At 42.6% G+C, this 13,729-nt stretch carries 15 protein-coding genes and 1 riboswitch; of the genes, 11 read left to right on the top strand and 4 right to left on the bottom strand.

The window, feature by feature from the left end; all coding sequences use genetic code 11:
- The gene (locus AB4623_RS14650) at positions 1 to 375 is read right to left on the bottom strand and encodes a cytochrome c (protein WP_029235248.1); all 375 of its coding nucleotides are present in this window, start codon (positions 373 to 375) and stop codon (positions 1 to 3) included.
- Positions 376 to 836: 461 nt separating this feature from the next.
- Here AB4623_RS14650 and AB4623_RS14645 point away from each other — a divergent pair, with 461 nt between their 5' ends.
- Both AB4623_RS14645 and AB4623_RS14640 read left to right on the top strand, forming a co-directional pair.
- Positions 837 to 1,292, top strand: coding sequence for a hypothetical protein (locus tag AB4623_RS14645; RefSeq protein ID WP_372058255.1), 456 nt, complete (start codon positions 837 to 839; stop codon positions 1,290 to 1,292).
- A 9-nt stretch (positions 1,293 to 1,301) separates the two neighbouring features.
- Positions 1,302 to 2,327 (top strand): GGDEF domain-containing protein, encoded by a 1,026-nt coding sequence (locus AB4623_RS14640; RefSeq protein ID WP_372058254.1) that lies wholly within the window; start codon positions 1,302 to 1,304, stop codon positions 2,325 to 2,327.
- A 242-nt stretch (positions 2,328 to 2,569) separates the two neighbouring features.
- Here AB4623_RS14640 and AB4623_RS14635 read toward each other — a convergent pair whose 3' ends face one another.
- Both AB4623_RS14635 and AB4623_RS14630 read right to left on the bottom strand, forming a co-directional pair.
- Entirely contained in the window at positions 2,570 to 5,002 is a 2,433-nt protein-coding gene (locus AB4623_RS14635; protein ID WP_372058253.1) for a putative bifunctional diguanylate cyclase/phosphodiesterase, read from the bottom strand.
- A gap of 3 nt (positions 5,003 to 5,005) precedes the next feature.
- Positions 5,006 to 6,037, bottom strand: a complete 1,032-nt coding sequence (locus tag AB4623_RS14630) for a PotD/PotF family extracellular solute-binding protein (RefSeq protein WP_372058252.1) — start codon at positions 6,035 to 6,037, stop codon at positions 5,006 to 5,008.
- Positions 6,038 to 6,600: 563 nt separating this feature from the next.
- On the opposite strand from AB4623_RS14630, the gene AB4623_RS14625 reads away from it, so the two are divergent.
- The 6 genes from AB4623_RS14625 (at position 6,601) to AB4623_RS14600 (ending at position 9,836) form a co-directional block, all read left to right on the top strand.
- The gene (locus tag AB4623_RS14625; protein WP_065584627.1) at positions 6,601 to 7,401 is read left to right on the top strand and encodes a PhzF family phenazine biosynthesis protein; all 801 of its coding nucleotides are present in this window, start codon (positions 6,601 to 6,603) and stop codon (positions 7,399 to 7,401) included.
- Between the two features lie 123 nt (positions 7,402 to 7,524).
- The gene (locus tag AB4623_RS14620) at positions 7,525 to 8,028 is read left to right on the top strand and encodes a YgjV family protein (RefSeq protein WP_017071337.1); all 504 of its coding nucleotides are present in this window, start codon (positions 7,525 to 7,527) and stop codon (positions 8,026 to 8,028) included.
- 61 nt (positions 8,029 to 8,089) lie between these two features.
- Positions 8,090 to 8,404: a cupin domain-containing protein gene (locus AB4623_RS14615; RefSeq protein ID WP_017060022.1), complete on the top strand. Its 315-nt coding sequence runs from the start codon at positions 8,090 to 8,092 to the stop codon at positions 8,402 to 8,404.
- A gap of 98 nt (positions 8,405 to 8,502) precedes the next feature.
- The gene (locus AB4623_RS14610; RefSeq protein ID WP_017064712.1) at positions 8,503 to 8,985 is read left to right on the top strand and encodes a GNAT family N-acetyltransferase; all 483 of its coding nucleotides are present in this window, start codon (positions 8,503 to 8,505) and stop codon (positions 8,983 to 8,985) included.
- Between the two features lie 165 nt (positions 8,986 to 9,150).
- Entirely contained in the window at positions 9,151 to 9,408 is a 258-nt protein-coding gene (locus AB4623_RS14605) for a hypothetical protein (RefSeq protein ID WP_017060020.1), read from the top strand.
- 131 nt (positions 9,409 to 9,539) lie between these two features.
- Positions 9,540 to 9,836, top strand: coding sequence for a hypothetical protein (locus AB4623_RS14600; protein WP_372118171.1), 297 nt, complete (start codon positions 9,540 to 9,542; stop codon positions 9,834 to 9,836).
- A gap of 127 nt (positions 9,837 to 9,963) precedes the next feature.
- Here AB4623_RS14600 and AB4623_RS14595 read toward each other — a convergent pair whose 3' ends face one another.
- The gene (locus AB4623_RS14595; protein WP_017064709.1) at positions 9,964 to 10,461 is read right to left on the bottom strand and encodes a fasciclin domain-containing protein; all 498 of its coding nucleotides are present in this window, start codon (positions 10,459 to 10,461) and stop codon (positions 9,964 to 9,966) included.
- Between the two features lie 221 nt (positions 10,462 to 10,682).
- Here AB4623_RS14595 and AB4623_RS14590 point away from each other — a divergent pair, with 221 nt between their 5' ends.
- From AB4623_RS14590 to AB4623_RS14580, 3 genes are all read left to right on the top strand, one after another.
- A complete protein-coding gene (locus AB4623_RS14590; RefSeq protein ID WP_102496056.1) occupies positions 10,683 to 11,666 on the top strand; it encodes a DUF2860 family protein in 984 nt (327 codons plus the stop codon).
- A 166-nt stretch (positions 11,667 to 11,832) separates the two neighbouring features.
- Positions 11,833 to 12,327: a GNAT family N-acetyltransferase gene (locus tag AB4623_RS14585; protein WP_372100646.1), complete on the top strand. Its 495-nt coding sequence runs from the start codon at positions 11,833 to 11,835 to the stop codon at positions 12,325 to 12,327.
- 75 nt (positions 12,328 to 12,402) lie between these two features.
- Positions 12,403 to 12,502, top strand: a riboswitch (purine riboswitch).
- A gap of 90 nt (positions 12,503 to 12,592) precedes the next feature.
- Positions 12,593 to 13,615: an adenosine deaminase gene (locus AB4623_RS14580; protein ID WP_136979512.1), complete on the top strand. Its 1,023-nt coding sequence runs from the start codon at positions 12,593 to 12,595 to the stop codon at positions 13,613 to 13,615.
- Positions 13,616 to 13,729 lie beyond the last annotated feature (114 nt).

Below are 13,729 nucleotides of genomic sequence, written 5' to 3'. Positions count from 1 at the left end.
TTAATTTGAATCGCTGAGCGAGCCTGCTTCGTTGCCGAGCACAGAATAGAAATAGGAAATGTCACGGATGTCTTGGTCTGAGAGCGTGTCGGCTTGTTGCTGCATGAGAATCGCTAAACCACTGGTTCTTTCTCGAGTCTGATAATCTTTCAATGAAGAGATGAGATAACCCACTTTTTGACCGCGAAGGTTCGGGTAGGGATCTTGTGTTGAGATGCCATCAGCGCCATGACAGGTCATACACACTTTGGCTTTTTGTTTACCTAATTCGAATTGTTCTTGATTAACTTCAGCAGAAACAGGAAACATGACCAGCGTCATTACTAGGGTAGAAAGTGTCGCCATGGGGTTAAATTTTTTTATATTCAAACTCATTCTCGATTCCCTTGATTATGAAATGAGTAAGCTTTCTAAGGTCAATACACGAGATCAATTGGTGGAGAAGAAACGACTGGAACTCGTTATTAGGTCTCTTAAAGCTGCTTACGTTCGATTAAAGGTTATGCAGCAACCAGCATTCTCGCTACTTACTTACTCATATTTATTGTTAATTTTGTTGTTTGATACGTATTCATAAGGCTGATTGGTTTACTTACGCAGAGTAAAATACGAGTTTTTCTTACTAACCAGTCGAGAAGAAATACGTCAAGCGGGTAGGGAGCGCTGAACGAGAGCGGTGATGGAAGAGACAGAGAAACGGCGAAGTTATTGAAAAACAGCGAGGTGTAGGAGCATTCGGAATAAAGTGATACCAATCAATCTGAGTGGTATCGGTACAAGTTAAATGGTCAATTTATACTAGACTCAATTTAGTGACCTTTTAAATGGAGTTTAGAATGAGAACTGTATTCTTGTTGATGCTTTGGCTTTGCTCGTTTTCGATTTTTGCAGCCTCAGAGTTAACGGTTTTCGACCACTCTGGGCAAAAGCATGGTTTTAGTAGAGAGCAACTCCTGTCACTTCCTCAGACAGAAATTACTACCACCTTGCCTTGGGTCGAGGGTCTGACCGTTTATAGTGGTGTGACGTTACAAACGGTGCTTGAAAATATGGATCTACCGATATCATCACAAGTCACTTTCGTAGCATTGAATGACTATAAAATTGCGGTGCCCAAAGAAGATTTTGATACCTATGAACCCATCATTGCGATTAAAAAGAATGGGGAGTTTATGTCTGTGAGAGAGAAAGGCCCGTTTTGGTTGATTTACCCACTCTCTGCGAATCCTGAGACTAATACCCCTGATTTCCATGCCAAGATGATTTGGCAGATTCGTGATATTCACCTGTAGAGGCTAATTATGAAGAAGCTGTTGTCTATGGCCGCAATCAAAGTCGTTGTTTTGTCTTTGGCCGTGGTTGTTCTATCCGTCAATATCTACAGCGTTACTCGAATTAATGACATCAACAAGAGCTTTTCTAATCGCCAAAATGAGGCAACATGGTTTGTTTTTCAACTTGTCAAAGAGTATGCAAACTTCTTGATGGTTAGCCATGCAAAGACGATTGATTATGATGAACTTTGGTTGGCATATGACATTACTTGGAGTCGTTTTGATATTCTGTTCAACAGCACTGAATCGTCTAATTTTATTCGCTCAGCAAACTTTAAGCCTTACTTTACCGCAGAGTTTGAAAAATTTAAGTCGCTAGAATCGTCAATCAAATTGGTCAGCCAAGGTCAGCTACCCAAAGAATCGCTGCAGAAGAAAGTCGATATTTGCTACACCACCTTAGTCGAATTCATTAACGAAAAGTTTCGATTACAAAGCCCAGTTATTGAAGAAAATACGTCCATGGTAGGCAAGTTTGTTGTTGTTCACCAAATCAGCAGCGCCTTTCTTGTCTTGATTTTGTTGATGACGGGCATCATTTTCTATATCGATTTTTCCATCAAACGAAAACTTCATTCTACGGACTTTATTACAGGCTTTCGCAATCGAGTCTCGCTCATGCAGTTTGTTAAGAACAGCTATCCAACAAACGGTAATTTCGACCTTTACTTTGTACGAATCAGAAACCTCAATGAGATTAACCAAAAGTATGGGCTTGAATATGGAGACTTGGTGGTGAGTTCAGCGGCTAAGTCTCTGACGGCAAAGGTTCCAGAAAGTACTATCTCGTTTCGTAGTAGTGGCAGCCAATTTTTATTTTTTATTCCTGAGCACTTGTACACGAGTGATGAAATACAAGAAAAATTTAATGACGTGCTCAAGGATTATATCTCGGCGGGGAATTTAGAATTGATGATTGACGCTGTAGTCAGGCATAAGAAGAACATCAGCTCTAAAGATATGATGGAGCTACTAACGACAATGCAGAGTTAATCCCCGCATCAGCGATAAGTTAGATCATTAGGTTTTGTTGACTGTACGCTCACCATTCTCCCGCTTCACTATCATGGCTTTTGCCATTCTTTATTTGCCTCCTCATTCAATGTGCAGCCAATAGAGAGCTCCTGCTCTGATGAAGATAGTTCTACTACTAGTTATAGCTATAGTGGCTTTCCGCGCTTGAATAGGAAGAGAGGCTTTGAGGTTTAGGTTTAGGTTTAGGTTTAGGTTTGAGGTTACTGCTTTTGAGTGAGTGCAACGATTCGCTCGTTAGATCTCGAACTGCTAACAGACTGCGGGTTTAAAATTGCTTGCGGGTTATGGTTTCGAACAAACTCGATGAATTCCAGATAAGTGAGTGGCTGACTGAAGAAGTAGCCTTGTATTAGGTTACAGTTGGCTTTTCTGAGGTAATGATACTGTTCTATCGACTCAACACCTTCTCCGACGACTAGCGTGTCACAAGAGTGGCCTAAGTTAACCATAGATTCGACCATCTTGCGGGCGGCCTTGTCGTCTACCATGTTATCGATAAAGCTCTTATCAATTTTGAGCTCATCCACAGGGTAGTGGAGAAGTTGGTTAAACGCTGTGTAGCCCGTACCAAAATCGTCAAGGGAGACCTTTAAACCTAAGCTTCTGAGGCTCTCGATAGTCTGCACCGTAAGCTTGGTACTTTTCACGTAACTGGTCTCGGTAATCTCTATAATAATGTTGCCAGGTGGCACTTGATAACGTTCGAGTACTTTACGGATGTTGTCGGCAAAATTACGGTTGTAGAGCTCCATCGCCGAGATATTAATTGACAGAGTGCCCTTGTATTTATGAAGTTCTGAAAGCTCTTTATAGCTTTTGATCGCGGTGCCAATGACCCACATGTCGAGCCTGGCAATAAGGTTACTCTTTTCTGCAACTGGGATAAATTCTTCTGGTCCCGCATCGATATCAAATAAGGCTGGGCAACGAATCAGGCACTCCGCGCCATCTATCTGAAGTGTCTTGGCGTTAAAAATAGGCATAAAGCGAAGTTCAAAGTTGTCACTTTCGCAGCACTCTAAGAGTCTTTTCTCTACAACGTCATGGCGTTCCAAGGTATGTAACAACTCTTCGCCATAAACAATACGACTTTCGCCATCACTATGAGACTTCGCATTAGCTAACATTTCATCGATGCATCGGTGCCAAATCTCATCGAACTTTGGCGTGTCGAGCGGTAAAACACCTGTTGCGAGTGATAATCGAAACCCATAGTAGTCAAGGAAGGTGGTGCCGGTCAGCGTATTGTTGATGTTCTCAATTTCTTCGTTTATCACTTGGTTCTTACCCATCTCCAAGATCGCGATAAACTGATTCCCTCCCAGTCTGGCTAAAGAGTAATCACTGCAACTAAAGCCCAAAGAGGCTTGTTGGTTTTGTAGTGTCTCTTTCAGTGCTTTAGCTAAGCTTATCAGTACATTATCACCAACTTTTGCCCCGTAGAGATCGTTGATTTTACGAAAATCGATGATGTCCCAACAAACCACATAGCAGTGTGGGCTCATCGAGCTTTTTAGTCGTACATCAAGGTGTCTGATGAAAGAGCGTCGGTTAGCTAGCTTGGTGAGTTGGTCGAATTCGGCTTCGAACTTCAACTCTGTTAATGAGTCTATGTACGCGTTCTTTAAACCATCAATTTCACTTTGCCCTGATGAGCGTTTGAAGTATCTAAGTTTGAGCCCGCCGATCGATATCTCTTGCAGTAAGTCTTTAAGCGGTCGCACGAGTTGGTAACGTACCACTAAATGTACGATCAACATGATCGTAAAGAGAGTACCAAAGCCACCTAACAAGGTTTGTTTAGCGATGATGGCTTTCTCATGGTTGAACTTTTGTTCTCGAATATTTACTTGCGCGATGAGATGTCGGCTGGTCATCTGCACATTGATTTTATCTTGGGTTTGCTCAATTGATTTGATAACGAATTGGGTATTTTCAATGTTGGCAGCGTCTGAGGATGGCTCGATTAAGAACTGAATATTGTCATCGTCATTGTATTTGATTAATAAGCTAGAGAGTTGTATCAGAGGTCCGTCAGCAATCAAAATGTAGCGATTTAAACTGCTACTTGCACGTTTATCTTGAGGGAGGAGGTAAGGGTCAATTGCCGCAACATACGAATATCTGAGCTCGCCACTAATCGAGACATAAGAGAAGCCTTCGTAGGAGAGTTCCTTCTTGCTGATTAACGAGGTGTATATGTCGAAGACTCTTTCATAAATCTTGTCAGGGATTTTTAGCCCCTCGAAAGGATCGGCTCTGAGAGTCGAAAGCGTTAATTTGAACTTAGGGTCCACGATATAAACATTGCGTTGCCCAAATTGATTGACGTGATTCTGGCTTAATACTCGGAGTACTCGTTTTTCCAATAGCGATAGAGTCGTGTAGTCGCCAGGATTTTGAATGTAGCGGAGGAACTGCAACGAAGAACCGATATCTTTAACTAGTAAGGACAAGCCGAGCTGCTCGTATTCCGCCGCGACTAAAGCGGTGTTCACATCAGATTGCACCTTGTCCAAATACATGTGCTTAGCATGATTTGATGCGAAGTTGTACATCACGATTCCTGCTATCAGGAGCACAAATGTCAGCGTTGGTAAAAGTACAAAATAGAGCTTCTTCAATACTGGCATGAGTTATCTCAAACTGTCGACAATACGATTGCGAATTTGAATGCTACTCGGTTCTAACGGCTGATAAAGGTAGCTGCGATCTAATACTTCTTTATTCGGGAAAAGCTCGGGATCGTTTTGATACTCCTGAGAAGTGAGTGCTTTTGCTTTTGAACTTGGCGTTGCAAACCATGAATCCATTGCGTTTTGAGCGGCGATTTCGGGTTGCGATAAGAAGGAGAGAATCGTGGTTGCCTGTGGAGATCGCTCTCCGTTGTTAATTGCAGCCATACACTCTAACCATAAGGTTGTTCCTTCTAGAGGCACTGTGTAGGCCCAAGATGCCTCAGGTTCGGTATCATTAAGCACATAGCTGTCACCTGAGTATCCGTAGGCGAGGTCGATGTTGGCTAAGTGTTCGGGATGACGAATATAATCGACAACGTATTCATTACTTTCAAGGTGAGGCTTCTGTGCTTGTAGCGTTTTGTAAGCGACTCGAAGTTCTTGTTCGTTGTTGGTAAACGGCTCAAATTGATTCATCAGAAGCGCAGCACTCACCAAATCCGTAGGCTCATAATACATGCTGATTCGGCCGCTGGTTTTGGTTTCAGGGTCTAGAAGAGCGCCCCAAGACTTGGGAGTCTCAACTTTTCCGCTTCGGTATAAGATGCCGGATGTCCCCCAAGCGTAGGGGATTCCATATTCGCCACACCCATCCACCCATCTTGAGTCAAAGTTGCTTGAAAGGGATTGCTGCAAGTCGCTCAGGTTGTGGAATAAGTTCTGTTTAGCCAGCGCTTTCAGTTTAATACTTTCAATGACAACCAATTCAAACGCACCTCGTCGTTCACTCAATAGCACTTCATCACGAATGGACTCGTCAGAAAAATATTGCTGCTTTAGTGAGATGCCGTAGGTATCACTCAACTGGGTAACGACGCTGTCAGATAAAAATTCATCCCAATTGTAGAGATAAATATCATGCTGCTGGCCAAATACAGGGCTAGCCAAAAAGGATGTTGACGCAAGTATTGATACGCAAAACGCTTTCACTGACGGATTCCCTTTCGTACGTGATAACTAAATCGTAGCCCAAAATTTGCGACATGATTCAAATTTAGGCACTTAATTTAACTTCAACTTCATGCATTTCATGCAAATAGCAACTTGCTACTCCTACTTGATACCGAACCTTTATCGTGTGAGGCAAGGATGACTCCGTCGTATCGTATTCAACACAAGTACGTATTCCAGTTTATTGTCCGTGAATGGATTATTTAAATTAATATTCATCATAATATCCATTCTTACAAGTTATTAAGCATTAAATAATGATGCGGTGATTACCTTTTTCGGGTTTTCGCTCGTATTAATCGTCGTTATTCCTTTGTTTTGCCATCGCGATTTACTCTTATGTTCAATGTTCTTTTATCCCTAAAAACACTTCTATAACGTTTGTTTATCATTTGTTTCGTTTCTCAATAAGTATCGATAAAGTTGTTGCTAAAGACTTGTAGCACAAGGTGATTGTGCTTATTGTGGGCAGCAATATCTAGGTTATGTCCCAACGAGCCATGATTGCCGGTTTGGGAAATGTTGTGCATTTAGGAGCCATTGTGGATTTAGAGATATATCAAGTAGATTCGTTTACAACTCAAGCGTTTAAAGGGAACCCTGCCGGGGTCTGTATCTCCAAAGAGCCGTTGGATGAGTCGTTAATGTTTTCAATCGCTGAAGAGATGGCGGTATCTGAAACGGCTTTTCTCGCGCTTAACACTATGACGCTTAAATGGTTCACTCCCGAAGTCGAAGTGAAGCTGTGTGGACATGGCACACTGGCAACGGTTCATGTGATGAAAGAACAAGGACTGCTTGAGACAGGTGATAAGGTCGTGTTTAACACCTTATCTGGGGAATTATCTGCCGCCGTTTGTGAATCGTCTATCGAGCTTGATTTTCCTAGTACACAGCTATCATTGCGTTCTGAACCCAACCTCACGCTGCTTGAACACCTAGGTTTAGATCCGCATCAAGTAGTTTCATTCAGAGAATTTGACTCTAAGCAGTTAATCGAAGTTTCCAACGAACAAGTGTTATTGGAGCTTTCACCAAACTTTGATGCGTTAAAAGGTATTCAAGGGCGAGGTGTAGTGGTGACAGCATTGGCAGCAAATACGGAACTTGATTTTGTTTCTCGCTACTTTGCACCTTGGGTTGGGGTTAATGAAGATCCTGTGACTGGCTCGGCACATTGCGCATTGACGCAACACTGGGCAGAAAAGCTCAACAAAAGCAGTTTCAGTGCTTATCAGGCGTCTCGTCGTGGTGGCTATATGTCGACTGAATTATTGGCTAATGGGCGAATAAAGTTAATCGGCTCTGCGACCACTGTGATTAGTGGTGTGTTGAAGCTTTAGATTTTTATAGAAGCTTTAGAGCGCTGTTTGCTCTGTTTTGTTGTAACCGCCTAGTATGTTTTATTCGATTATTCACCGTGAAAGAAGCGGCTAGGGCGGAATGTTATTATTGAAGGAATCACCGTGTCTGCCTTTTATCTTTCCCAAGTATTAGTCGCGATAGCCATTTGTTTTGATCTTCTGTCATTCCAATTCAAGGAAAGGAAGAAAATCGTCACTTGTCTGTTCTTTGCTGGCGTTCTTATTTCGAGTCACTTTATCCTTCTTGAACAATGGACAGCGGCGAGCTTAATGACGATTGCCACGATTCGCTATTTGACGAGCGTATTTTCTACCTCGTCTAAGTTTAAATATTTGTTTTCTTCGATGTCGGTGGTCGCAACCGCAGTGACTTACTCAGGGCTGACCAGCATATTGAGTTGCTTTGCCTCCGTATTTCAGACCTTTGCTGCCTTCAATAAAGATGACCGTCGATTAAGAGAATTGATGATCATCGGAACCAGCTTTTGGTTGGTTCACAATTATTTAGTTGGTTCGCCAACAGCGGTTGTTATGGAGGCGCTGTTTATCTGCAGTAACTTGGTGGGCTATTACCGTTTTTACTTCAGAAAGAGTGCCACTGCTTAGGTTTACAACTGAAGCTAAGGCCCAAATTATTAATCAATTCAATACTAGCTAGGAGAGCTTGATGCCAAACATTTACAATGATGTTCCTTCATCAATACCCAATGAAATATTCAATGACCTGATTGCCAACGACAGTGTTCGAATTGAAAGAATATTGTCGCATGGACACAGCTCCCCGGAAGAGGGTTGGTATGATCAAGATGAGAATGAATGGGTGATGGTGATAGAAGGTCAAGGCGTCATCGAGTTTGAAGATGGACGCGTTGTTACCTTGTCTAAAGGGGATTACACCAATATTGCTGCGAGAGAAAAGCACAAGGTTATTGGCACAGATAAAGATACGGTGACGATCTGGCTCGCTGTGTTTTATCGTTGATATCTTGCTCTAAAGCTGAGGCTGTTAGGTTATAAAGCTTGCTGATTCAGCTGTTTATTTGCACCTCAGAAAGGACTTAAGACAAAAAGGAGTATGTTGTGGTTAGAATTCGAAACTATCAAGCGAGTGATGACAAAGCACTGTGGGAGATCTTCTTTCATACCGTACGTAACGTGAATGTTCGAGATTATTCTCAACAGCAAGTCGAAGCTTGGGCACCCAGTAGCTTTGACTTTGCGTTATGGCAAAAGCGTATGAATGGGTTACAACCCTTTGTGGCTGAGCTCGATGGCTGCGTTGTTGGCTATACTGACCTGCAACCTAACGGCTTGATTGATCACTTTTTCTGTCACCACGAATATCAAGGGAAGGGTGTCGGGAAAGCGTTGATGGAACATGTTTTCACTGTGGGTCGAGTTCGTGGCGTATCGAGATATTTCTCTGAAGTAAGTATTACCGCAAGGCCTTTTTATGAGCACCTTGGCTTTAAGGTAGTAAATGAACAGGAAGTCGAAATGCGTGGCGTAAAGCTGACCAATTACGTGATGGAAAAGATAGTTGAAGATGGACAAGGCAGCTGAATAGGCGGACTCGTGTTCTTAGGGATACAGAAACCGAGTTTGAAATATTAATGAACCTTATTAAGGATAACTTTTCCTGATCTATTGATATTGTCGATGAGTTCAAATTGTGTGCAAGATAATTTGTCTAATCTAAACATTGAATGAATACAAGGAGTGTTGTTCATGAGTCATGTGAGTAGATCTAAACTATATACATTGGTGTCGATGTTGTCCTTCGCTGTTGGCGTTCTTGCCTTAGATGCTGGGGTGTCGGGGTTATTTCCTCTCTTTGTTGTCGTCATCTCATTCTTTTCATTTGTCATCAACTCGTTTCTTTGTTTGTTCGGAGGTAAACGCGAAGATGGCTTTGATGCCTATCAAAAAGCAAATCAGACTCGGTCGCGAGCACTGGTCAAAGGCTTAGAAGACTCGAACAAATAAACCTATGCCTTCAGACGAACGGTAATCTCATTTTTGACACAGTTTTCACCTGCTTTTTGTTCTCTTATTCAAGAAAAATCATCTCTTTAGAGATAATATTCACTTCAACTAATATCAGTGAAGGAAGTAAAGTGGGTATTGAAGCTTTAGCGTTTGTGATGGACGCATTAATCACCGCATGTTGTATGTACATCGCCTCTAAAATGTCTTTCGTGGTCGCAGATTTTAAATCCCTTCTTACTATTGCTGTTATCGTTGCTCTGGTGTCATTGATTCCAACAGTAGGTTGGGTGTTAGGGTTGATTCTGTTTGTGTTCCTACTCGGGAAAGCGACGCACTCTAGTATTGGTGACTGCATCTGGGTAGTGGTCTTCACGAAGGTGGTATCGATGGCGACTTTTCTGATATTCGGGCGCTTGTTTATGTAATCCGGGTTCTTGCTTATATAAAGGCAGGTTCGGCTAGTTTGATACCGATCTTAACTTGGTATTTAAACGTCAAAAGGGTGTGAGCCTGTCACACCCTCTAAGAACCTTTGATTTGTGTTCATCTTTATTATTTAGGCAGTAATACAGCATCAATCACATGGATAACACCATTGCTTGCTTCAACATCTGCCATCACGACCTGCGCTTTGTTGACCATCACGTTGCCGTGATCAATTCCTACCATTACCGCTTCGCCTTGCACTGTTACGGCACTATCAAGTTTCATCACTTCAGACGCCATTATTTTCCCTGGCACCACATGATAGGTCAGTACTGCAATCAGCTTGTCTTTGTTTTCTGGCTTCAACAGCATATCAACCGTTCCTTCTGGTAGCGCAGCGAACGCTTCATCCGTTGGCGCAAACACTGTGAAGGGACCGTCACCTTTCAATGTTTCAACTAAGCCTGCCGCTTTTACCGCTGCTACCAAGGTGTTGAAAGAGCCGTTTTCAGCCGCCACGTCAACGATATCTTTCTTCATTCCGTGGTGATCAGCGTGAGCAAAAGCCGTAAAAAGAAGCGTCGCAACTAGCACTGACATGGTTTTGATTAATTTATTAAACATATTGTCTTCCTTTGAGTTTTGTCCGTTATTTTCGAGAGGTATTACGAAAGCCCAATCGTGATAGATCAATTTGTTGTGTCTTTGAGTGAATGGTTAGCGATATCGACAGCGTCAAGCGAATAAATTTATGTTGTCAAATGCTTGTTATAATTCCATTTTGATGCTTATAGTTATTTGATGCTTATAGTTATTTGGTGATTATTCAAGTAATGGATGTGAATATGAGGTTTGTTTTACCAGTTGTATTTTCGGCATTCGCTTCAATGCCTGCTTATAGTGGCCTTGCACCAACGGAAGGTTTCAGTGGTAACTTCAGTGTCTTGACGGGTGTATCTTCTGACAGCAGTAACTTGAGCACCGAGCAAGACGCGAATCAAGCAACTAACACCAAGGAGGGGGACAGCGAAAATCAAGGGCTACTCGGTTTTTTGGGTACGGTTCAATATACCTTTGGTGAGTCACTGACTCATCAAGTGTATGCGGGTACCACTCGAGAGGATATTGCAACAGGTACCATTGCTTTTGAGATTGGTTATCGACATCAGCTATCTGGAGGCACAATATTGGATTTTTCTGTTCTTCCTACGCTTATCTCGGGCAAGGCTTGGACGGATCCGTATGCTGTTGGCGTTAATCGAAATGAAACGGATGTGAAAGGTAATGTAGGACGACTGCAGCTCACTAATATCGGTGGAACTGGTTTTCGAACGGATCTCGCATTTGGGCAATCTGATGTTGATGAAGAGCTATCTGGTAGCCAAGTCTTATCTCCGGAAGATGCTGTGCTGCTGGATAGGGAAAGAACCTATGTGTACGCCAAAGCAGGGTACCGCTTTATCTTGCCAAACCAAGCAGGTCTATTTGTTCCTTCAATGGTGTATTTCCACTCAGACGCAGAAGGAGGAGCACTCAGCTTCGATAGTTATGGAATTGAATTAAACTACGCGAAGAGAGTCGGTCGCCACGGTTTTGTTGTTACCCTAGATGCAAGTGACCGTGAATATGATGAGTCGAATCCAATTTACGGGCAAGTACGTGAAGAAAATGAATACGGTGCATTTTTAGCTTATGAGTTCGGTGGCTTAATGGGTTATGAAGATTGGTCGTTTATTTCATTACTCGGTGTAAGGTCGATTGACTCTAAGATTGACTTTTACAGCTCTGAACAAGCATTAGCTAGTGTTGGTGTTGACTACAAATTCTAATATTCACACTACGTCAACAAAACTAATCAAAGCAGAAGCTTAAGAGCAGCCTTTCTATTTGTGTAATTATTTCGAGCACTTACACCTTCAAAGGTTGTAGGTGCTCGTTGCTATCCGTAATATGAAAATTAGCTTATGGACAAAAATAATATAATAAGGAAGCGCTTTGGAAATACAAATTAGACATCTTGAACCCACCGATAACCAAGATATTTTTGATATTTATCGCCGCCCTTCAGTTTCAGAAAACACCTCACAAAAGCCTTATCTTAGTTCTGAACAAGTGGAGCGACTGTTTGGCCATTCAGACCATTTCACTCTGGTTGCGGAAGTCTCCGGCAAAGTAGTGGGTCACATTACTTTATTCATGACCACCAAGGTAAGAGACAGGCACTGCGCTGGTCTTGGTATTGCTATTCACCCAGATATGCATGGTAAAGGGGTCGGTAAGGCGTTAATGCAAGAAGCGATCAATCAGGCGGATAACTGGCTTAATCTCGTGCGTCTTGAGTTAGAGGTTCATGCCGATAACCACGCCGCTATTGCTTTGTATGAACGTGTAGGCTTTCAGTTAGAAGGCACAAAAAGACTCAGTACGTTCAAAGCGGGTAAGTACATCGATATGTTGCTGATGTCGAGAATACGACCAGATTACCGTTGAGATCGAACCAAACAGGTTCCTGCTTTAGAAATCGGTTAATGAGCAATTTATTAGTGAAATTCCCATTAAACTCTGTATAGTAGCAACCGTTTGCTTCGTATAACCCCAATGATATGGTTTGGGGGTCTCTACCAGCTCCCGCAAAGTGCTGATTACGAAGGGTTTAGATCACAATTGTGTTCTTACTCTTTGTAATGGCGTTCAAGAAAACCTCCTGTCTATTATTCAGAGTAAGTGCACACCTAAAATCCATAGTAGGTGAAATATGAACGCATTTATTCAAGGGCTCCCAAAAGTAGAGTTGCATTTACACATTGAAGGTTCGCTCGAACCTGAGTTACTTTTCCAGCTTGCTCAACGCAATGGCATTGAGCTGCCTTATTCATCCCCAGAGCAACTAAGACGCGCATACGAATTTGATGATTTACAGTCATTTCTGGATATCTATTATCAAGGTGCTGATGCACTGCGCACAGAACAGGATTTCTACGACTTAACATGGGCTTATCTAGAACGCTGTAAAGCCGACAATGTTATCCATACTGAGATTTTCTTTGATCCTCAGACACATACCGATCGTGGCATTGCATTCGACACCGCTATTAACGGCATTCATCGTGCGCTTGAACAGGGTCATAAAGAGTTGGGCATTACCTCTCAAATCATCGCATGTTTTCTGCGCCATTTATCTGAAGAGAGCGCCATTCAAACGTTCGCAGAGGTATTGAAGCATCAAGATAAGATCGTCGGGGTTGGACTGGACTCTTCTGAATTAGGACACCCACCAGAGAAGTTCAAGCGTGTATTCCAACAAGCAAAACAAGCGGGCTTCTTGACGGTGGCGCATGCAGGAGAAGAAGGGCCGGCTCAAAACATTGTCGATGCGATTGAAATGCTCAGCGTGAGTCGAGTGGATCATGGTGTCCAGTGCATGACAGACGAAGCTCTAATCGAAGAGCTGATTGAAACCAAAATGCCACTGACGGTGTGCCCACTGTCGAATATTAAATTGCGTGTATTCGATGTGATGGAAGACCACAACATTGTCGAACTGCTCAGAAAGGGTGTGGCTGTAACGATTAACTCGGATGACCCTGCTTATTTTGGTGGTTACATGTCGGATAACTTTAATGCGGTGAGCAAAGCTCATGAGATGACGCATCAGGAGTTAGCGCTGTTTAGTTTGAATGCGATAGACGCGAGCTTTATTGAAGCGCCATTGAAGCAGCAATATCGAGAGCTTGTTCAAGGTTACTTAGCTAAAGCTGATTTTGACCAGAATTTCTAGCCGCTGTGCCCATTTACTAGCAGCTGAGTATAAAGCGCTAGGATGGCCAACTAAAGTGGATGGTAAAGTGTTATCGACTGAGTCTGCTTAATCTCTATAAGCCTAAATCATCTA

It is taken from the genome of Vibrio sp. 10N.222.52.C12, from assembly GCF_041474215.1.
Classification (GTDB): Bacteria; Pseudomonadota; Gammaproteobacteria; order Enterobacterales; family Vibrionaceae; genus Vibrio; species Vibrio crassostreae_C.
This window is presented reverse-complemented; position numbering and strand designations above follow the sequence as displayed.